Source organism: Sphingopyxis jiangsuensis, from assembly GCF_016734905.1.
Lineage (GTDB): Bacteria > Pseudomonadota > Alphaproteobacteria > Sphingomonadales > Sphingomonadaceae > Sphingopyxis > Sphingopyxis jiangsuensis.
Genome location: NZ_JAERPO010000001.1, coordinates 1,334,199 through 1,353,758, shown reverse-complemented (window position 1 = coordinate 1,353,758; position 19,560 = coordinate 1,334,199). Strand labels below are relative to the sequence as shown.

Annotated in this window: 24 protein-coding genes; 3 read left to right on the top strand and 21 right to left on the bottom strand. The window is 64.1% G+C overall.

Annotation, left to right across the window (positions count from 1 at the left end; all coding sequences use genetic code 11):
- Positions 1-33: 33 nt before the first annotated feature.
- Entirely contained in the window at positions 34-963 is a 930-nt protein-coding gene (locus tag JI743_RS06620) for an isopenicillin N synthase family dioxygenase (RefSeq protein ID WP_201927114.1), read from the bottom strand.
- A 134-nt stretch (positions 964-1,097) separates the two neighbouring features.
- Between JI743_RS06620 and JI743_RS06615 the strand changes: the two genes are divergently transcribed.
- Positions 1,098-1,523, top strand: coding sequence for an EVE domain-containing protein (locus tag JI743_RS06615; RefSeq protein ID WP_201927112.1), 426 nt, complete (start codon positions 1,098-1,100; stop codon positions 1,521-1,523).
- Positions 1,524-1,535: 12 nt separating this feature from the next.
- On the opposite strand, the gene JI743_RS06610 is transcribed toward JI743_RS06615, so the two are convergent.
- The 5 genes from JI743_RS06610 to JI743_RS06590 all read right to left on the bottom strand — a co-directional run bounded on the left by JI743_RS06610 (position 1,536) and on the right by JI743_RS06590 (position 4,862).
- A complete protein-coding gene (locus JI743_RS06610) occupies positions 1,536-1,865 on the bottom strand; it encodes a PilZ domain-containing protein (RefSeq protein ID WP_330902118.1) in 330 nt (109 codons plus the stop codon).
- Positions 1,866-2,229: 364 nt separating this feature from the next.
- Positions 2,230-2,631: an alternative ribosome rescue aminoacyl-tRNA hydrolase ArfB gene (arfB, locus tag JI743_RS06605; RefSeq protein WP_201927103.1), complete on the bottom strand. Its 402-nt coding sequence runs from the start codon at positions 2,629-2,631 to the stop codon at positions 2,230-2,232.
- Positions 2,624-3,307 (bottom strand): RluA family pseudouridine synthase, encoded by a 684-nt coding sequence (locus JI743_RS06600; RefSeq protein WP_201927100.1) that lies wholly within the window; start codon positions 3,305-3,307, stop codon positions 2,624-2,626. The genes arfB and JI743_RS06600 overlap by 8 nt, the downstream gene beginning before the upstream one ends.
- Positions 3,308-3,482: 175 nt before the next feature.
- Entirely contained in the window at positions 3,483-4,079 is a 597-nt protein-coding gene (locus JI743_RS06595) for an FMN-dependent NADH-azoreductase (protein ID WP_201927090.1), read from the bottom strand.
- A gap of 87 nt (positions 4,080-4,166) precedes the next feature.
- Positions 4,167-4,862, bottom strand: a complete 696-nt coding sequence (locus tag JI743_RS06590; protein WP_201927088.1) for a pirin family protein — start codon at positions 4,860-4,862, stop codon at positions 4,167-4,169.
- Positions 4,863-4,990: 128 nt separating this feature from the next.
- Here JI743_RS06590 and JI743_RS06585 point away from each other — a divergent pair, with 128 nt between their 5' ends.
- Together JI743_RS06585 and ctrA are read left to right on the top strand one after the other, a co-directional pair.
- A complete protein-coding gene (locus tag JI743_RS06585) occupies positions 4,991-5,917 on the top strand; it encodes a LysR family transcriptional regulator (RefSeq protein ID WP_201927085.1) in 927 nt (308 codons plus the stop codon).
- Positions 5,918-6,073: 156 nt separating this feature from the next.
- Positions 6,074-6,781 (top strand): response regulator transcription factor CtrA, encoded by a 708-nt coding sequence (gene ctrA / locus JI743_RS06580; protein ID WP_201927084.1) that lies wholly within the window; start codon positions 6,074-6,076, stop codon positions 6,779-6,781.
- Between the two features lie 79 nt (positions 6,782-6,860).
- Here the strand turns inward: ctrA and JI743_RS06575 are convergent, their stop codons facing one another.
- The 15 genes from JI743_RS06575 to JI743_RS06505 form a co-directional block, all read right to left on the bottom strand.
- A complete protein-coding gene (locus tag JI743_RS06575) occupies positions 6,861-7,295 on the bottom strand; it encodes a PilZ domain-containing protein (protein ID WP_201927082.1) in 435 nt (144 codons plus the stop codon).
- Between the two features lie 206 nt (positions 7,296-7,501).
- Positions 7,502-8,029, bottom strand: a complete 528-nt coding sequence (locus tag JI743_RS06570) for a hypothetical protein (protein ID WP_438870679.1) — start codon at positions 8,027-8,029, stop codon at positions 7,502-7,504.
- Positions 8,030-8,231: 202 nt separating this feature from the next.
- Positions 8,232-8,759: a hypothetical protein gene (locus JI743_RS06565; protein ID WP_201927078.1), complete on the bottom strand. Its 528-nt coding sequence runs from the start codon at positions 8,757-8,759 to the stop codon at positions 8,232-8,234.
- Between the two features lie 162 nt (positions 8,760-8,921).
- Positions 8,922-9,749 (bottom strand): hypothetical protein, encoded by an 828-nt coding sequence (locus tag JI743_RS06560; RefSeq protein ID WP_201927075.1) that lies wholly within the window; start codon positions 9,747-9,749, stop codon positions 8,922-8,924.
- Positions 9,750-9,870: 121 nt separating this feature from the next.
- Positions 9,871-10,359 carry a free L-methionine (R)-S-oxide reductase MsrC gene (locus JI743_RS06555; protein ID WP_201927073.1) on the bottom strand — a complete coding sequence of 163 codons (489 nt, stop codon included), beginning with the start codon at positions 10,357-10,359 and terminating at the stop codon, positions 9,871-9,873.
- A 15-nt stretch (positions 10,360-10,374) separates the two neighbouring features.
- On the bottom strand, positions 10,375-11,442 hold the full coding sequence (locus JI743_RS06550) for an exonuclease/endonuclease/phosphatase family protein (RefSeq protein ID WP_201927071.1): 1,068 nt from the start codon (positions 11,440-11,442) through the stop codon (positions 10,375-10,377).
- Positions 11,443-11,459: 17 nt separating this feature from the next.
- Positions 11,460-13,619 carry a prolyl oligopeptidase family serine peptidase gene (locus JI743_RS06545; RefSeq protein WP_201927069.1) on the bottom strand — a complete coding sequence of 720 codons (2,160 nt, stop codon included), beginning with the start codon at positions 13,617-13,619 and terminating at the stop codon, positions 11,460-11,462.
- Positions 13,620-13,737: 118 nt separating this feature from the next.
- Positions 13,738-14,055, bottom strand: coding sequence for a helix-turn-helix domain-containing protein (locus JI743_RS06540; RefSeq protein WP_201927067.1), 318 nt, complete (start codon positions 14,053-14,055; stop codon positions 13,738-13,740).
- A 155-nt stretch (positions 14,056-14,210) separates the two neighbouring features.
- The gene (gene rplQ / locus JI743_RS06535; RefSeq protein ID WP_201927065.1) at positions 14,211-14,633 is read right to left on the bottom strand and encodes a 50S ribosomal protein L17; all 423 of its coding nucleotides are present in this window, start codon (positions 14,631-14,633) and stop codon (positions 14,211-14,213) included.
- Between the two features lie 167 nt (positions 14,634-14,800).
- Positions 14,801-15,859 carry a DNA-directed RNA polymerase subunit alpha gene (locus tag JI743_RS06530; protein WP_201927063.1) on the bottom strand — a complete coding sequence of 353 codons (1,059 nt, stop codon included), beginning with the start codon at positions 15,857-15,859 and terminating at the stop codon, positions 14,801-14,803.
- Positions 15,860-15,959: 100 nt separating this feature from the next.
- A complete protein-coding gene (gene rpsK, locus JI743_RS06525) occupies positions 15,960-16,349 on the bottom strand; it encodes a 30S ribosomal protein S11 (RefSeq protein ID WP_003040416.1) in 390 nt (129 codons plus the stop codon).
- 77 nt (positions 16,350-16,426) lie between these two features.
- Positions 16,427-16,795: a 30S ribosomal protein S13 gene (rpsM, locus tag JI743_RS06520; RefSeq protein ID WP_058454488.1), complete on the bottom strand. Its 369-nt coding sequence runs from the start codon at positions 16,793-16,795 to the stop codon at positions 16,427-16,429.
- Positions 16,796-17,016: 221 nt separating this feature from the next.
- On the bottom strand, positions 17,017-17,808 hold the full coding sequence (locus tag JI743_RS06515) for an inositol monophosphatase family protein (RefSeq protein ID WP_201927061.1): 792 nt from the start codon (positions 17,806-17,808) through the stop codon (positions 17,017-17,019).
- A gap of 8 nt (positions 17,809-17,816) precedes the next feature.
- The gene (locus tag JI743_RS06510; protein ID WP_201927059.1) at positions 17,817-19,160 is read right to left on the bottom strand and encodes a TldD/PmbA family protein; all 1,344 of its coding nucleotides are present in this window, start codon (positions 19,158-19,160) and stop codon (positions 17,817-17,819) included.
- Positions 19,161-19,211: 51 nt separating this feature from the next.
- On the bottom strand, positions 19,212-19,532 hold the full coding sequence (locus JI743_RS06505; protein ID WP_236659704.1) for a hypothetical protein: 321 nt from the start codon (positions 19,530-19,532) through the stop codon (positions 19,212-19,214).
- Positions 19,533-19,560: the final 28 nt, after the last annotated feature.

Here is a 19,560-nt window from a genome sequence, read left to right as displayed (position 1 = left end):
GAAACGCTTTGCGGGACGGGCCGCCGCCGGACGCTATTTCTTCAGCCCGATCTCGCGCAGCCGATGTTGCAGATAATCGTCGGCGGTAATCGGTTGGGGATAGCGGTTCGGATGCTCGGCATCGATGCAGTTATCGAGCGTCTCGATCAGATAGTCCGAGCGGAAATGCAGGAAGAAAGGCATCGAATAGCGTGCGATGCTTGCGCGCCCTTCGTCGGGGTTGCGAACGCGGTGGGTAGTGGAGGGAAGGCGGTTATTGGTCAACCGCTGGAGCATGTCGCCGACATTGACCGCCATCGCGCCTGCAGGCGGCGACACGGGCAGCCAGCTGCCATCCTTGTCGAGGATTTCGAGCCCCGCCTCCTCGGCGCCGAGCAGCAGGGTGATCGTATTGATGTCCTCATGCGCCTCGGCGCGGATGCCCTTCGCGGGCGCTTCGACCGGCGGATAGTGGAGCAGGCGCATCACGCTGTTGCCGTCTCTCACCGTGTCGTCGAAGAAATCGGGGGCGAGCTTCAGATAGCGCGCGATGCCCGACAGCAGCTGTCCTCCGACGCGGTCGAATTCGGCGAAGAGCTTATCGAACACGGCGCGGAAGCCTTCGACCTCGGCGGGCCAGACATTGTTCGGTTGCTGCGCCGCAAGCGGGTGGCCTGCGGGCAGGTCGCGGCCGACGTGCCAGAATTCCTTGAGATCGACTTCTTTCGCGCCCTTGGCGATCTCGGTTCCGAACGGGGTATAGCCGCGCGCGCCGCCGCCGCCGGGGATGTGATAGCTGCGCTTCGCCTCCTCGGGCAGCGCGAAAAATTCCTTCGCCTTTGTCCATGCATCGTCGATCAGTGCGGGGTCGATGCCGTGGTCGGTAATCATGGCAAAGCCGAAACGCTCGAACGAGGCTCCGAAATCACGGGCAAAATCGTCGGCGGAAAGCGACATGGAAATGACGGGGACGGCGGCGGTCATAAATTGCGAATCCATATGGTCAGGGGTGGCGCCGCAAGGCGCGCGACATGCCGAGCGATTTAGGCGCTGCCGCGTGCGCTTGAAAGGGAAAAAGGCGGTTCCGTCGGCCGCACGGCTCGGCTAAACCGCGCGGCATGAGCAAGCAATATTGGCTGATGAAGTCCGAACCCGACGTCTATCCGTGGGACCAACTCGTCGAGGACGGCACCGGCATATGGGACGGTGTGCGCAACCATACGGCAAAGCTCAACATGATGGCGATGCAAGTCGGCGACGAGGCGCTCTTCTATCACAGCAATATCGGCAAGGAATGTGTCGGGATCATGCGGGTTACCGAAACCGCCTTTCCCGATCCGACCGCCGATGAAGGATCGCCGTGGGTCGTCGTGCGCGTCGAGCCGGTCCGGCCGCTCGATCACCCCGTCACGCTCGCGACCATAAAGGCCGACCTCAAGCTTGCCGACATGGATTTGATCCGCCAGTCGCGGCTGTCGGTCGGGCGCGTGCGCCCGGCTGAATGGACGCATATCCTGCGCCTGTCGGAGAACGCCGCGCGTTGATTCCTGGGGACGTTATGCGCCGCGCAGGCTTGCCTGCAGATGATCCGCCACCGCGGGATGAAGCGGCGCAATGAATTCGCACCCGTAATTATTGCCGTCAGCTCTGCGCACCACGGCCTCGAGCGGTTGCAGTCCGGGCAAGTTCACCCAGATGTGTTTGCCGATTTGCGGGCGAAAGGCGGTGACCATCCGGAACCCGGTCGACGACAGGTCGAACAGGTCAACATCGAATGGATTGAGCCCGGGTTCGCGGAACCGAGCGCGCGCCTTTACGGGGGCACGCTTCGAACGACGAGCGGCTTCGGGGGCTGGTCTGACCTTGAACTTCTGCGTTTCTATCACGGCGCTGATTTCCATAACCCAGTTTCGCTACGTCGATCTAAGCCGTAAACAGTTACCGCAAGATAGACGAACTTGGTAAACAGTCGGCACTCCTGTTTCTTATCGGAACAACTCGACGTCGGTGGCTACAGGCTGTGGGGGCTTTATTTGTCCCGGCGAGAGCGCTTTGTCGGGCGCCTGTCGGGCACGGTAATGGTCCGCGGTTGATCGGCGGCAATCATCATCCCGGCGCCCCTCATACTGCCTCCGACGAAACTCGGGGCGGTCAGACAAGGGGGGCCTCAGGGCGGATTTTGGGATTTCGCTCATGAACTGCTCCGCTTGATCGCTCGAGTGGTCTAGCGGAGCATCGTAAAAATCCTGTTTACTCCGCTCCGCGCACGCGGCCGCGCATCGCTTTCACCGCGCTGCGGGCCTTTTTTCCTTCGGCACGCCGCGCCTTCGCGGCCTTGCTCGGCTTGGTCTTGATCCGCCGTTCGGGACGGGTGAGTGCGGCGTCGATCAGTTCGCTGAGCCGATTCCGCGCGTCGGCGCGGTTCGCTTCTTGGGTGCGAAACCGGCGCGCGAGGATGACAAGCCCCCCTTCGCTCGTCAGCTTGCTGCCCGCGAGTGTCTTCAGCCGGCGAAAGGCATCGGGCGGCAAGCCCAGTGCATAGACGTCAACGCGTAGCTGGCACGCGGTCGCGACCTTGTTGACATTCTGCCCTCCCGGACCCGACCCCGCGAGGAAGCGCTCGCTGATCGCGCTTTCCGGAATCTCAGCCACGGGTTGGTGCCGCGCCCTCGGGCGCCTCGAACCCCAGAGCAGCAAAACGATCGGGGAACGGCGCCTCGGCGATGATTGGCGGCTTGACGTCACGATCGACCACAAGCCGTTCGGCGTGGAGCATCGTCCGGTCGCGCGGGCCGCCGCGGCCGTAGACGGGATCGCCGACGATCGCGAAACCGAGACCTTCGAGCGCGTGGACGCGCAATTGGTGCGTGCGCCCCGTCTCGGGGCGAAAGCGCAGCAGCGCGCGGCCCTCGACGACCGCCAGCTTTTCCCAGTGCGACACCGACGGTTTGCCGGTCGGGTCGCCGACCATCCGCCAGCCCGTTTCGGCGGTCGAGGTTTTGGACAGCGGCAGGTCTATTGTGCCGCTCGCTGCATCGGGAACGCCGTCGAGGATCGCGAGATATTGCTTGTTGACCGCACGGCTTTCGAACGCGCGCGTGAAGCGGCCATGTGCCTTTGGGTTGCGCGCGAGCAGCAGGCATCCCGACGTGTCGCGGTCGAGCCGATGGACGGCAAGCGGCCAGCGTTTGAAACCGAAGCGCAAGCTGTCGAGATGGTTTTCGAGGCTGAGGCTGCCGTCGCGCGGCGGATCGACGGGCAGGCCTTCGGGCTTGTCGAGGACGAGGGCTTCGCCGTCGAGAAAGAGGATGCGGTCTGAAAGAAGCATCGCCGCGCTATAGGGCGGGCAGCCCCTTGCCGAAAGCGGAAACGTCAGCGGCCATCGGATGGATGCAGCGGGAAAGTGACCCGGTCCGGCAGCGGAAACCGCGCCGGACCGGGTGCGGGCGCGGTCCGCGCCGGGTCAAGCGAAAGGAACAAACCCGGCGGGACGCGCTTTCGGGTCAGGCCGCCTGCTGTAGGCCGTCGATCGCGGCGGTCGCGCGGGTGACTGCCGTTTCGTCCGCCATCTGCTGGTCGGCAGCGATGATGGTGACGTCGGTGATTCCGACGAAACCGAGGACGTGGCGCAGATAGCCGGTGGCAAAGTCATAATCGCTGCCAACCGGGACGCCACCCGAGGCGACGACCAGGAAGGCGCGCTTGCCCTTCAGCAGGCCTTCGGGACCGGCTTCGGTGTAGCGGAACGTCTTGCGCGCGCGGGCGATCTGGTCGACCCATGCCTTGAGCGCGGCGGGGATTGCAAAATTATACACGGGGACGCCGATAACGATCGTGTCGGCGGCTTCGAGTTCGGCGATCAACGCGTCCGATCCCGCGAGGGACGTCTTCTGGTCGTCACTGCGTTCGGCTTCGTCGGTAAAGTTGGCGAATACCCAGCTTTCGTCGAGCAGCGCCGGCGGCGTTGCTGCAAGGTCGCGGTGGACGACCTTGGCGCCATAGCTTTCGGCGAGCAGGCGCTCGACAAGCTTTTCGGCGAGCGCGCGCGTGGTCGAACCCTGATAGCGGGCGCTGGCGTCGATACGAAGAATATTGGTCATGGCATTGCTCCTTGAACATTTCGAGAAGGGAGAAGGGGTGGGCCGCCGCCTCAGGGAGGGGACAAGCGGCGGCCCGGGGGGATTTCGTCAGAGGCTGTCGACGAGCACCAGTTCGGCGTCTTCGAGCGCCTCGACGATGATCGTGCCGACATCGCGGATCGCGATGCCATCGCGCGGATCGGCATTCAGACCATTGACGCGGATGCGTCCCTTGGCAGCGACCAGATAGGCGTGGCGTCCGTCTCCGAGGTCGTAGGACACGCTCTCACCGGCGTTGACCGTCGCGGCCGCGACACGGGCGTCGGCGCGGATCGGCAGGACATCGTCGCCCTCGATGCCGCTTGCCAGCGTTACGAAGCGACCCGAGCGATCCGCCTTGGGGAACTGGCGCGCGCCCCATCCGGGGTTGCCGCCGGCACGGTCGGGCATGATCCAGATCTGGAACAGCGTCGTTTCCTCGTCCTCGAGGTTGAACTCGCTGTGCGTCACGCCGGTGCCGGCACTCATCACCTGAACGTCGCCCGCTTCGGTGCGGCCGCTGTTGCCCATGCTGTCGCGATGGGTGATCGCGCCGGTGCGGACATAGGTGATGATTTCCATGTCGCGGTGCGGGTGCGGCGGAAAGCCGGCCTGCGCGGCAATGGCATCGTCGTTCCAGACGCGCAGCGCCCCCCAGCCCATGCGGTCTTCGTCATAATAGTTGGCGAAGGAAAAATGATGGCGGGCATCGAGCCAGCCGTGGTTGGCGTGGCCCAGCGTGTCGAATTTGCGAATGTCGATCATCGGGCATTCCTTTCTCTGGCACGCCCCCGGCATGGCGGCGGCCTTGGGTTGAGCCCAACATAGCGATTGGCATTGTTTCCAAAATAGCATAGATGGAAATCTATTGTTTCCATATGCAGGATGATTGCATGTCGCTCCCCGACTATGAAGGCTGGGCTTGTTTTGTGGCGGTTGCGGACGGCGGAAGCTTCACGGCCGCAGCGTCTTCGCTCGGCCTGTCAAAGGCGACGGTGTCGAAGGCGGTGTCGCGGCTGGAGGCGTCGCTCGGCATCGCGTTGCTTCACCGCAGTTCGCGCACGGTCGCAGTCTCGACCGCTGGTGCGGGACTCCTGGACGAGGCGCGCGCGATGGTTGCGGCGGCGATGGCGGCGACCGAAGCGGCGCGCGGCGACCGCATCGACCTTTCGGGGCCGATCAAGCTGGCGGCGCCGATGAGCTTCGGCATCAAGGTTTTGGGGCCGCCGCTCGCCGTCTTCCTCGAACGGCACCCGGCGGTCACGGTCGATGTGATGCTCAGCGACGCGCGGCATGACCCGGTAGCCGAAGGGATAGACCTGACGCTGCGCATCGCGCCGCTAGCCGATTCCAGCCTGCTTGCGCGAACCATCGCGCCGGTCGCCGCGTCGATCATCGCAAGCCCGGCCTATCTTGAAGCGCATGGTACGCCGCGCCATCCACTCGAACTCGCGCGCCATCGCCTGATCGGCTACGGCCACCGCGACCGCATATTGCCGCTGCATTTTTCGCGCGAAGGCGAGGAAGCGACGGTGATACCGACGGGCCCCATGTTCACGAACAACGGCGACATCATGGTGCCGCTGCTGGTGGCCGGCGGCGGCGTTGCCGTGTTGCCGGAGTTCATCGCGCGTGAGGAAATCGCGGCGGGACAGCTGGTGCCGATCCTCACCGACTGGTCATTGCCGCAGTCTTTTCTGCACCTGCTGTCGCCGCCGACGCGCTTGCGTCCGGCGCGCGTCCGCGCGCTTTCTGACCATCTTGTCGACAGTCTGAAACTGTCATGCACAGGGCGCGACTCGCGGGATTCCGCGGGTTAAGTCAAAATTAACCTTTCCCCTTCATTTGTTTCATGGTTAATGTTCCGGCAGTCCCGCAACGGGGGTCGGGCGCCGGCACCGTTATGACGAGCCAGCGACCGGGTTGCGGGGTCATCGTGGGAAGTCCCTTCGGGGATCGAGTGTAAGGGGTGCCCAATGCGTGTATTGCTGATCGAGGACGAGCCGACGACCGCCAAGGCGATCGACACGATGCTCACGACCGAAGGCTTCAACGTCTATACCACCGACTTGGGGGAAGAGGGCTTGGATCTGGGCAAGCTCTATGATTACGACATCATCCTTCTCGACCTGAACCTGCCCGACATGCACGGCTATGACGTGCTCAAGAAGCTCCGCACCGCCAAGGTGCAGACACCGGTGCTGATCCTGTCGGGCATTTCCGAAATGGATTCGAAGGTGCGTTCGTTCGGCTTTGGCGCCGACGATTATGTCACCAAACCCTTTCACCGCGACGAACTGGTGGCACGCATCCACGCCGTCGTTCGCCGTTCCAAGGGCCACAGCCAAAGCGTCATCAAAACCGGGAAGCTCGCGGTCAATCTCGATACCAAGACGGTCGAGGTCGACAGCATCCGCGTGCATCTGACCGGCAAGGAATATCAGATGCTCGAGCTGCTCTCGCTCCGCAAGGGCACCACGCTGACCAAGGAAATGTTCCTCAACCACCTTTACGGCGGCATGGACGAGCCCGAACTCAAGATCATCGACGTCTTCATCTGCAAGCTGCGCAAGAAACTCGCGCTCGCGTGCGGCGGCGAAAATTACATCGAGACGGTTTGGGGTCGCGGCTATGTGCTGCGCGATATCGACGACGACGGCAACGAGGTGCGCCGCGTCGCCTGACGCAATTTTCTGCGACGACAAGTTCACGAGGGGACCCGGCGCGGAGTGATCCGCGCCGGTTTCCTTTTGGCTTTTTGGTTTAGCGCTTACGGCCGTAGTGGCCGGGCAGGCTCGTCGCACGGCGCAGGCCCGGGCGCCAGGTATCGACCTGTGGTGCGGGGACGATCTGGAACTCGCTCTTGCTGTCCGCGGCTACCAGTTCGTCGGCATGCGCGGCGCGCAGGCGGGCCGTTTCGATTTCCTTGTCGGTTTCGAGCCCGAATCGCTCGCCCGCGACCCAGCGCACGGTCCCGGTCATTGCCTCGTGCCCCGGCATATACAGCGTCACCTGTTCGTCCTTTTCGAGAACATGCGGCCCGCGGCCGCCGACTCCCGTCTGTGACACGTTGCGTAGCGTAACGTCGAATCGGCCCAGCCGCTGGCAGGCGAGTGCAGCCTTAACCAGCCGCGATTGCCGCGGTTGGCGCTTTTCGGCTGAGGCCGTTGAGGCAGATCGGGCCTCGGAATCGGGCATAAGCGACCTAATATTATAATCGACCGCCTGTTCCCACGTCAGGCGGCTATTCTAACTGTTCCCATCGTCCCTCCTAAACGAGGAAGGTGAATTTTCGTATAGCGTTTTTCTATTTCGGTTCCGTTGACGCCAAAAGGAGCACGAAAATTGGCCCGCCGCGCGCCGATACGCAGGCGGGCCTGATATGAGCCGACAGTTGGAAAAGCTTAACGCAGACCCGAAAAGTCGATGTCGACAACGCGGCCGTAACGCACGTCGCAGCTGAACTTGCCGCGGTCGTAATAGCCGCCGCCGCGGCCCCAGCGGCCACGATAGCCGTCGGTCACGACGACACGGCCCTTTACGCGATAGCCGTCGCGCTTGCGGTCGATCTTCGTCACTTCTGTCACGTCGGTGCGGCCATAGCGGCGGCTGCCGCGTTCGACGGCGTTGACGCACTGATTCACCGCGCTGCGGCTGTTGCCATACCGGCCATAGTCATAGCCATACCCATAGCGCGGGTTGTCGTAGCGGCCGCGATAGCGGTTGTCATAGCGACGGTCGTAACGATCATAGCGATCATTTCCCGACGACAAGATGGCGGCGAGGCCGCCGATCACAACGGCGCCTGCGATAATCTCGCCAGCGCTGATGCCGTCGCGATCATGCCGGTCACGCGCCGTCGCGGGGGTGGCGGTCAGCGCCATTGCGCCGGCAGTGGCCGCACCAATCGCGGCCTTGCTTAGCTTGTTCATAGCCATGGTTCGGTCTCCTGAAGCGCAGGCGGCGACAGTCGCTGCCTGTTGAAGACCTTTTACCGGTCTGGCTGTGACGTCACGCTGAACCCGCCGCTTATCTGGCGTTCAGCCTTGGTTTTGCTGGTGTTCATCAACGGAAAGCGGCCTCGGCAAACAAGTGCCGGAGCCACCGAAAGCTCTACCGGGTGGACGGGCTGTGTCAGCCGAAGCTGACGTCGACGACGCGGCCTTCGCGGAAACTGCATTCGAAACGGCGGACGTCGCCGCCGCCGTCCGACGCAGTGCCCGCGACATGCCAGCTGTCCCCATCCGCGCGCGTCTCGCTAACGTCGTCGACGCGGGCGTCGCCGCCCATTTCGCCCTCGACCGCCCAGCTGCATGCATCGGCGGCGCGCGCCTCTGCTTCGCCGCGGCCATAGGCGCCCGTCTGAGGAGCGTCGTCATCGTCTCCGGGGTCATAGTTCGGAACGGCGCGCCGGTCCTGTTCGCGATAAGGCGGGTCATAACGTTCGTCGCGGTCGCGCCGATCCTTGCTTGCAGCGCTCGCAATGGCGGCGATCGTTCCGATGATCAGCAGGCCGCCGATGACGTCGCCCGCGTCGATGCGGTCGTGGTGGCGGTGGCCCCAACCACCGTGACGATGCCGCGCTTCGGCGGGAGTCGCGAAAAGGCCGACCGAACTCAAGACGACTGCGGCTGCGGCGCAAGCACCCGAAAATTTACGCATTGGAATGACTCCACCGGTGCGGGACAAGGGGCGTCTCGCCCGCTCTATTTTCCTCTATTCCCGCTTTGCTGTCGCGTCGCTGAACCGTTGCGCAGATGCGGCCAAAGGAAAGCTCGCCACCCTTGCGGATGACGAGCTCTCGGGTCGCCTCGATAAACTGGTTCAGCAGACGCAGCGCGGCTTGGGCTTTGCCTTTGGCTTCGTGCGCTTTTTGGCAACATAGCGCTTCCGGACCGGTGCCGTTTCATAATAAGTTTTGGTGGTGGTCTCGACGGTTTCGGTTACCAGCGGTTCGCCTTCGATGATGGTCGTGATGACGACGCCCGGCGTGTACCAGCCATAGCCATAATGACCGTAGGCATGGCTGCCATAATAACGATGAGTCGTCCCCGGACGGCCGTCGTAGCGATAGCGGCGGATTTGATGCTCGCCCCGGCTTGCCCACCATTCCTCGCACTTCTTGCGCTCGGCGGCATCGCCGATCGCCGCACCGACGAGTGCGCCGCCGCCGCCGCCAATCAGCGTTCCCGCCGTGCGATTGCCCTTTCCGGCGATGCGGTTGCCGGCGATTCCCCCCACGAGTCCGCCGACAACCGCTCCCCCGCCTGCGCCCCCCCGGCCGCAGCGGCGATACATGTCTTCGTCATGGCGCGAATCCGACGCGCCGTCATAAGCGGGATGATAGGGCGGCGGCGCGTAGCTCGTGCCGGGTCGCCCTTCGACCACACCTTCATAGCTGCCTTCGTAGCGTCGACCGTCGGGGGCTTCATAAGTGCCGTCCCAACGTCCCGACCAGCGCCCTTCGGCCTCATAATGACCGTCGACGCGGCGATAGTCGACCTCGCTCGGGACGCGGTCAGGATAGCCGGTGTAAACGCGCGTATCGGTCGTGGCGGGCGCGCTATAATCGAGGTGCGGCTCGGCGCTCGATGCGCGTCCCGACAGCAACAGCGTTCCCGCAGCCACCCCGAGAAGCAAAATCGTCCGCATGCCAAACTCCCTGCCAACCCCTGCCGAACCATTGCGCTCCGGCAATTTGTTAACAAATGTTTAGCAAAATTAGCGCTGACTCGCGAATCTGTTAACCCTTTGTGCCGCGTCCCATTTTGGGTCAGGCGGTAAATGCCCCCGCGATGCGCGCGACAAGCGCTTCGGCGCCCGCTTGATCAGCCGCCGAAAAGCGGCCGGGCAGCGGACTGTCGAGGTCAAGGACGCCGACCAGGCGATCATCTGCCACGATCGGAACGACCAGCTCGCTCCGGCTGTCGGCGTCGCACGCTATATGGCCCGGAAAGGCATGGACATCGTCGACACGCTGCGTCGCGCGCAGCCGCGCCGCGGCGCCGCACACGCCCTTGTCAAGCGGAATGCGGATGCACGCGGCCTTACCCTGAAACGGACCGAGCACAAGCTCTTCGCCGTCGAAGCGATAGAATCCGGCCCAATTCAGGTCGGGGATCGCCTGCCAGATCAAGGCCGCGACATTGGCCATATTCGCAATCGCGTCGGGTTCTCCGGCGACAAGCGCGTCGGCCGTATCAGCGGCTTCGGCCCAGCGTTCGGCGGGGCCGGTGGCTGAGAAGGCAAGGGCGTAGGACATGGATGGTTTTTCCGTTCAGGGAGTGCAGGGCGACAAGGGAACCGGCGCAGCCGCCGCGTCGCCGCGCCAGCTGAGCTGGAAAACTATATATTGGGCGTCATGATCCGAAAGGCGAGGGCCATTTTTACCGTCGAAGAAGGTTGCGACGGCGAGCGGTTCGATGTGAAGGGCCCGACCGCTGCGATAGCCGACAAGGTCGTAGGCCTGCCGCCACGCCTTGCCGTCGCGCATCGGCGCGGCGCGTCCGGCAAAGCCGCTGCCCTTTGCCGCCAATCGGAAAGCCGGATCCTCGGCAAAGCGGCCGCTGCGGTCGCCCGCGCGATAATTGTTGAAATCGCCAGCCGCGATAAGTGCGGCGTTGCGAGCAACGGCGGCAAGGAAAGCGTCATTCTCCTGTGTCTGCAACAGGTGCGATGCTTCGGCGCGGGTGATCCCGACCTTGGCGGGTTCGCGCGAGTTGCGGTGCGTGTTGAACAGAAACAGCGCCTCTGGCGCGCCGGGAACGCGGAGCTCTGCGAGCGCAGCCCCTTTGTTCGACAGGCAATCATAACCCGCGCAGCTGTGACTGCCGAAGGCTTCGCTTTTCGCCGCGGCGACAGGGATGTCGGTGGCGATATAGAGCCCGCCATCGAGCCATTTGCCGATTCCTTCGCCCTTCCACCAGCGTGCGCCTTCGGCAAAGGCAGCTGGTGCTTCAGCGGCGGGAAGACGCCGAAGCTGGTCCCGCGCCGGACCGGGCAGGATAGAGGTATATCCCGCCTGCACGGCAATTCGGGAGGCGTCGGGCGTGAACGCCTTTTGCAGGATCAATATGTCGGGGCCGCGTCCGGCCGCGCGGCGCGCGGCGATCCAGTCGGCAATGCGTTGAAGCGTCGCCGCGCGGCCGCTGCGGATCGGCCAGGGGAGGCCCTCGACATTCCAGAGCAGGATGCGAAGCCGCACCGCCTTGCGGCCGTCGGCCAGCGTCTCGACCGGCGGCAGCGCGGTAGGGCTATAGCAATCGGCGACCCGTTCGACGCGCGCGGCGCGCCCGTCGGGCAGCACGGCCCAGACCGCGGCGGCGCCCAGCAGGAGCGCCGCCACGGCCCACGGCCAGCGCCTTATTCGACGGCCAGCCCGGTCCATTTCGCCGCAAAGGCATATTTGTCGGCGGCCTCGGCAATGATCTTGTCGGTGGGCTTGCCCGAACCATGGCCGGCGCGTGTTTCGATGCGGATCAGGTGCGGCTTGTCGCCCGTCTCGGCATGTTGGAGCGCCGCGGTATATTTGAAGCTGTGGCCGGGAACGACGCGGTCGTCGGTATCGGCCGTCGTCACCAACACCGCCGGATAGCCCACGCCCGACTTGATATTATGATAAGGCGAATAGCGCAGAAGATTGCGAAAATCGGCTTCCTTCGACGGATAGCCATAATCGTCGACCCAATAGCGCCCGGCGGTGAAACGGTCGAAGCGCAGCATGTCCATCACGCCCACGGCAGGCAGCGCGGCGGCGATCAGGTCGGGGCGCTGGTTGGTCACCGCGCCGACGAGCAGTCCGCCGTTCGACCCGCCCTCGATCGCGAGCTGGCCCTTGCCGGTGATGCCTTCGGCGATCAGAAATTCGCCTGCGGCGATGAAATCGTCGAATACATTCTGCTTGTTGGCGAGGCGGCCGGCATCGTGCCACGCCTTGCCATATTCGCCGCCGCCGCGCAGGTTCGCGATGGCGAGCACGCCACCCTTGTCGACCCAGGCGAGCCGCGTCGGTGAAAAGGCCGGGGTCATCGACACGTTGAAACCGCCATAGCCATAGAGGATCGTTGGCGATCCCTTGCTGCGGTCGACACCCTTTTTCATCACCAGGAACATCGGCACTTCGGTGCCGTCCTTCGACTTGAAGAAACGCTGTTCGACGGTGAAATCGTCAGGTTTGAATGTCAGCTTGGGCTCTGCGAAAATCTCGGTCTTTCCGGTCGCTGTATCGAGGCGATAGATGGTCGTCGGCCGCGCATAGCTGGAAAAGGCATAGAAGGTTTCGGGGTCGGCCGACTTGCCGCCAAAGCCCGATGCCGATCCGATGTCGGCCAGATTGATTTCGGCTACCTTCTTGCCGTCCAGCGCGATCATTTCGGCCTGCGATTTGGCATCGCCCAGATAGGACAGGATGATACGATTGCCGACGCGCGACGCTCCGACGAGCGTCGCTTCGCGCTCGCCCACCAGCTCCGTAAGATCGCGAGGCTTGCGAATGTCCATCGACACGAGGCGCTGACGCGGCGCGCCCTTGTTTGTGACGAAGGTAAAGCGCGTGCCCTCGTTGGTTACATATTCCCAGTTGTTCGCGAAATCGTCGACCAGCACGACGGGCTTTGCCTTGGCTTTGCCGATTGTATGCAGCGTCAGTCCATAGCGTTCGTCGGTCCCTTCGGAACCGATGACGAGCAGATATTTGCCGTCGTCGGTGACGATTGCCGCATTGTTGAGTTTCGGCTTGTCGGGCGTTGCGTGGGTCAGCAGGTCAGCGCTCTGCGGTGTACCCAGCTTGTGAAAATAGACGCTGTGATTTTCGTTGAGTGACTGGAAAGCCGCGCCCTCGGCGGGTTCGGGGAAGCGCGAATAGAAAAAGCCGCTTCCGTCTTTCGCCCAGTCGAGCGCGGAAAATTTCACCCAGCGCACCTCGTCGGCGAGGTCCTTGCCCGTCGCGACGTCCATCACGCGCACGATGCGCCAGTCGGTGCCGCCGTCCTGCACCGAATAGAGCAGATATTTGCCGTCCTCCGACGGCGTCCATTCGGCAAGCGCGGTCGCGCCGTCCTTGGCCCATTGGTTCGGGTCGATCAGTACGCGGCCTTCGCCGTGCAGTCCGTCGCGCACATAGAGCACCGACTGCGGCTGCAGCCCGTCATTGCGCGCATAGAAATAGCGCGACCCCGCCTTCTTCGGCAGGCCGAAGCGTTCGTAATTGTAGAGTTCGGTCATCCGCGCCTTGAACGCATCGCGTCCCGGCAGAGTGTCGAGATAAGCATCGGTGACCTTGTTCTGTTCGGCGACCCACGCGGCAACCTTCGGATTGACGCGCACATCGTCCTCGAGCCAGCGATAGGGATCGGCGACATCGACGCCAAACTGGGGGTCGATGGTGTCGCCACGCTCGGTCGCGGGATAGGCGAGCGCCGGTGCGCTTGCCGATGCGGCACTGTCCTCGGCGGCAAAGGCGGTGGCGGGCGACATCAGCAGCAGCGCGAGCGCCAGCGGCGCGCCGAAGGAGTTACGGGACATGGCAAGGCGATCCTCATCGTTGGGGTAATATTCGTGCGTCTCAATGTAAGCATCGACAAGGGGCGGGCAAGAGGATTCGGGGGGCGACGACATTGAGCGTGGCCCAATCGGGTGGGCGTCAGATCTCGATAATGATACGGACTTTGTCGGTCGAAGTGCCCGCAAGCTGCGCAATAGTTTCGCGGCTATGCGCCACATATTCCGTCAATCCCACCGATCGGGCAGGTGTCTCCAGTGCGTCGTAGGACAGGTCGAGAAGATCCGACAGCGCCTTCATCCGATCGACCTTCGGTCGCATCCGACCCTTTTCCCATCCGCACACCGTCGCGACACTGACGCCGAGGGCTTGGGCAAGCCGGGACTGGCTATAGCCGCGCGCCGCGCGTTCGCGGCGCAGGCGGTCGGCGAAGGAAACGGGTATCAGGGCTGGTTTCACACGGGGGGATCGCTGGCGACTTGTTGCTATGTTTTGCACAACGATAATCCCATTTCCGGCGACTGCAACCAGCGAAAGTGCAGAAACGACGCCAAACAAGAAACGGGCGGCGATGATGTCATCGCCGCCCGTCTTTTTTCTTTCATGTCGAAGCCTCAGGCTTCGGCCATATCCTCGTCGTACTGCTCGGCCGGACCCGAATCCTGGCCCTTGGCATCGATGTCGCGATCGACGAATTCGATGATCGCGATCGGCGCCGCGTCCGAAGCGCGGATGCCAGCCTTGATGATGCGCGTATAGCCGCCGTTGCGGTCCTTGTAGCGCTCGGCGAGAACGTCGAACAGCTTCTTGAGCTGCGTGTCGTCCATCAGGCGGCTCTGCGCGAGGCGACGATTGGCGAGCCCACCGCGCTTGGCGAGCGTGACCAGCTTTTCGACATAGGGGCGCAGTTCCTTCGCCTTGGCGACAGTCGTCGTGATCTGCTCATGCTTGATGAGCGATGCCGACATGTTGCGGAACATTGCGGTGCGGTGCGCGCTCGTGCGCTGCAGCTTCCGGCCACCCGATTTATGACGCATAATCCATTCCTTCGTTTGTCAGAGGGGCCGTTTGACGGAACCCCAAGCCAGGCCCGCTTGCGGAGGAGCCCATTCCCTGTCCCCTCGCCCCCGCAAAGGCGGGGGCCGCTGGAGACGTAGCGCAAGGTTGCAGTCGGCCCCCGTCTTCGCGGGGGGCGACGCGTTTGTTACCCAAGCAGCTCCTGTTCGAGCTTCTTGGCCATTTCCTCGATATTCTCGGGCGGCCATCCGGGGATGTCCATGCCGAGGCGCAGACCCATCGACGACAGCACTTCCTTGATTTCGTTCAAGGACTTGCGGCCGAAGTTCGGCGTGCGGAGCATCTCGGCTTCGGTCTTTTGAACCAGGTCGCCGATATAGATGATGTTGTCGTTCTTCAGGCAGTTCGCGCTGCGGACCGACAGTTCGAGCTCGTCGACCTTCTTCAGGAGGAAGCGGTTGAGCTGGTTGACATCCGACTCGTCGCTTGCCTGGCTCGGCGCCGCCATTCCGATGAGGCCGCCTTCGGCCATCGCCTCTTCGAAGTGGACAAAGACCTGGAGCTGGTCCTGCAGGATGCGCGCGGCATAGGCGACGGCATCTTCCGGGGTCACCGTGCCGTCGGTTTCGACGGTCAGGTTCAGCTTGTCATAGTCAAGCTCCTGGCCGATGCGGGCATTGTCGACCTTGTAGGCGACCTGGCGCACGGGCGAATAGAGCGAGTCGACCGGGATCAGGCCGATCGGCGCGTCGACCGGGCGGTTGGCGGTCGCGGGGACATAGCCCTTGCCGGTATCGGCGACGAGTTCCATGTTCAGCGTCGCGCCATCGTCGAGGTGGCAGATGACGTGGTTCGGGTTCATCACCTTGATGTCGCCCGACACCATGATGTCGCCCGCCTTGACGGTCGCGGGGCCGGTCGCCGAAAGCTGGAGGCGCTTCGGTCCGTCGCCTTCCATCTTGAGCGCGATCTGCTTCACGTTGAGCACGATGTCGGTAACGTCTTCGCGAACGCCAGCGAGGCTCGAGAATTCGTGAAGGACATTCTCGATCTTGATCGAGGTGATCGCCGCGCCCTGGAGCGACGAGAGGAGAACGCGGCGCAGCGCGTTGCCGAGCGTCAAGCCGAAACCGCGCTCGAGCGGCTCAGCGACGAAGGTCGCCTTGCGCTTGCCGTCGCTGCCAGCCTTGATTTCCAGGTTGCTGGGCTTCTTCAATTCCTGCCAGTTCCGGATATTGACAGTCATGGATTTCCCTTTGCTAGTGGCGGGACGGGCGGGGGTCGGCCACCGGTCCGGCGAGAATAGGTGCGGGCGACACCCCGACGGGGCGCGCCCGATATTGGAGTCAGACGCGGCGGCGCTTGGCCGGGCGGACACCATTGTGCGGGATCGGCGTCACGTCGCGGATCGACGTGATGTGGAACCCGACCGCCTGCAGCGCGCGGAGCGCCGATTCGCGGCCAGCACCGGGGCCCTTGACCTCGACTTCGAGGGTCCGGACGCCATGTTCGGCGGCCTTTTTGCCCGCGTCTTCGGCGCAAACCTGCGCCGCGTAAGGGGTCGACTTGCGGCTGCCCTTGAAGCCCATCATGCCGGCGCTCGACCAGGCAATTGCATTGCCCTGTGCGTCGGTGATGGTGATCATCGTGTTGTTGAAGGTCGCGTTGACGTGGGCCACACCCGACGAGATATTCTTGCGTTCGCGCCGACGAAGACGCTGCGGTTCACGAGCCATTGTGATAAATCCTACCTAATCCTGAAGCGGGCCGGGGCGCGAGCCGTGAAGGCGGCCGCCGGCGCGGAAAAACCGGCTTACTTCTTCTTGCCAGCGATCGGCTTGGCCTTGCCCTTGCGGGTGCGCGCATTGGTGTGCGTGCGCTGGCCGCGGACCGGCAGGCCCTTGCGATGGCGCAGGCCGCGATAGCAGGCAAGATCCATCAGTCGCTTGATGTTCATCGCCGTGTTGCGGCGAAGGTCACCCTCGACCGTGTGGTCGGCGTCGAGCGTTTCGCGGATCTGCAGGATCTCGGCGTCGCTGAGGTCCTGGACGCGGCGGCTGTGGTCGATACCCAGCTTGTCGGCGATGTCGACGGCGGTCTTGCGACCGATGCCGTGGATATAGGTAAGGGCGATGATTACGCGCTTGTTGGTGGGCAGATTGACGCCCGCAATACGTGCCATGAAACTTTCTCCTGCTCCACAGGGCGCGCTGGCAAACGGCCCCATCTCAAAGCGTCTGATTTCCAACGCAAAAAACGGACCACGAACACGCTGCTGCGCTTCGCCGTCCGGTCAGGCTGTCGGAATGGAGGCGCAGTTAAGGTGAGTCGCCCGAATTGTCAAGCGAACTGCGGCGCATTGATGGGGTTTCCGCGATGCAGAAACCGGCGGCGGGTGCCGTCCTATGGTGCGGACGTAAGCGCCACCGCCCGGTCATGCAAGCGCGCAACGACGGCCCGGTGGATTCCGGCGGCGCAGGCGATGACGCCAAAGGCCTGCGCGCGCGGCGTGTTGAAACGCAGCGGGTCGCCAAAAGCGTCGGTGACGGCGGCCCCCGCTTCGGTGGCGATCAGCGCGGCGGCGGCGACATCCCACTCGAACCCCCAGCGCAGCGTCGCGACCAGATCGGCGCGATCGTCGGCAACGAGTGCCATGCGCAGCGCGATGCTGTTCGGTTTGGTGACCATGATGAGGTCGCGGTCGATCTTGGGCAGGCTGTCGGCGGGGACGCGCGATCCGTTGAAGATCATACGGCGGCTCGCGCGCAGCGTTTCGCCGTTCAGCGTTGCGCCCTGGCCCTTTTGCGCGACCCATAATTCGTCGAGCGCGGGGGCATAGAGCACGCCGAGTTCGGGTTCGCCGTCGATGACGAGCGCCACCGACACCGCCCAACCCGGCCGTCCGCGAATGAAATCGCGGGTGCCGTCGATCGGATCGACGCACCACATGGCGCGGCGCGACAGCCGGTCGTCACTGTCGGCGGTTTCCTCTGACAGCCAGCCTGCTTCGGGGACCATCGCACCCAGTACCGATTTCAGCCGCGCATCGACCGCCAGATCGACGTCACTGACGGGGTTGTCGTGGCCTTTGTGCCAGACGTCGACTGGCCGCCCTTCGCCGCGCCAGCGCGCCATAGCCATGTCGCCGACCTCGCGCGTTGCGGCGATCACGGCCTCAAGATTGCGCGCGGGCATCGCCGGGATCAGCTGCTCGCGACGGTCATGCCGTCGATGCGGATCGTCGGGACGTTGACGGCCTGCCGGAATTCGAGATCGTTCGCGGGCCTCATCGCCGCGAACATGTCGATCAGGTTCCCAGCGACGGTGAATTCGGCGATCGGTTCGGCAATCTGGCCGTCGCGAATGACGAAGCCCGACGCGCCGCGGCTGTAATCGCCGGTGACGGGATTGACGCCCTGGCCGATCAATTCGGTGACATAGACGCCGGTCTTGACGCCGGCCATCAAATCGGCGGGGCTTTGCAGGCCAGGGACGAGATGCAGGTTGCTTGCGCTCACCCCCGATGCGCCGCCGCCGCGGCTGGCATGGCCCGTGGGCGACAGGCCGAGTTGCTTGGCCGACGCCGTGTCGAGCAGCCAGCCGCTGATGCGTCCGTCCGACACGATGTCGCGTGCCGCAGTGGGAAGGCCCTCGCCGTCGAACGGGCGGCTGCGCAAGCCGCGCAGCCGGTGCGGTTCGTCGCGGACGACAATGGCGCTGTCGAAAAGCTGCTGGTCTTCCTTGCCGAGCAGGAAGCTGGTGCCACGGGCGATGGCCGGCCCGGCAATCGCGCTCATCAAATGGCCGAGCAGGCTGCCGCCGACGCGTGGATCGAACAATATCGGCAGCTTGCCGACGGGGGCCTTACCTGGGTTCAACCGTGCCACCGTGCGCTTTCCGGCGCGCGTGCCGACGTCAATAGCGCTTTCGAGATCGGACAGATGGTGCGTGCTGTGCCAGTCATAGTCACGCTGCATTCCCGCACCTTCGCCCGCAATGACGCTGGCCGACAGGCTGTGGCCGCTTGCGCCATAGCCGCCGGCGAAGCCGTGGCTGGTGACCAGAGCAAAGCGCATGCGGCTGTGGCTTGCGCTGCCGCCTTCGCTGTTCGTTACCCCGGCGACGGCGCGCGCAGCTTCCTCGACCGCGAGTGCAGTTTCGCGCAGGGCTTGCGGGTCGGCCTCGCTCCCGTCGTCGAGCTCGAGGTCGGGCGTCGGTCCCTTGAACAGCCGGTCTTCGGGCGCGAGCCCGGCGTAGGGATCCTCGGGCGCCTCGCGGGCCATCGCGACGCAGCGGTCGACGAGCTTGGCAAGTTCGCCCGCATCCATGTCGGCGGTCGACACGCTCGCGCTACGCTGCCCGACGAAGACACGCAGCGAAATGTCCTGGCCTTCGGACCGCTCGACATCCTCGAGCGCGCCGAGGCGCATCGACACTGAAGTAGAGGCGTTGCAGTAGAACAGCGCGTCGGCGGCATCGGCGCCCGCCTTTGTCGCGGCGTCGCACAGCAGTTGCGCGCGGTCGAGGGCTTCGGAAACACTCAGCATGGTCGCGCCCTATACGGCGCCAACCAAGGCGTCAAAATCTATGTCGCGGGATTAGTTCGCGATTGCCGCAATCGCGTCGGTCGCCGCCATCGCGCCGCTGACCCACATGATGGGAACGAACAGCGCGGCCGCCCACAGGCGGCGGACATCGCGGCGAAACCGTGCATGAAGCCCCCAGCTTGCGAGGGCTTGGCGGCTGAGGTGATACCAGTGTCGCTCAATGGCGCGCGCCGCCGGAATGGCGAGCGCAAGCAGGACCACGAGCGCGGTGATGACGAATGCCGAGGGCGCGCCCGCGGAAATCGCGCTCGATACCAGCCAGATTTGAAGAACGGAGAAAGCGATAAGCGCCGCGGCGGCATGGAATGTCATGCGGCGTCCAAGGCTGCGCGGGGGAGGA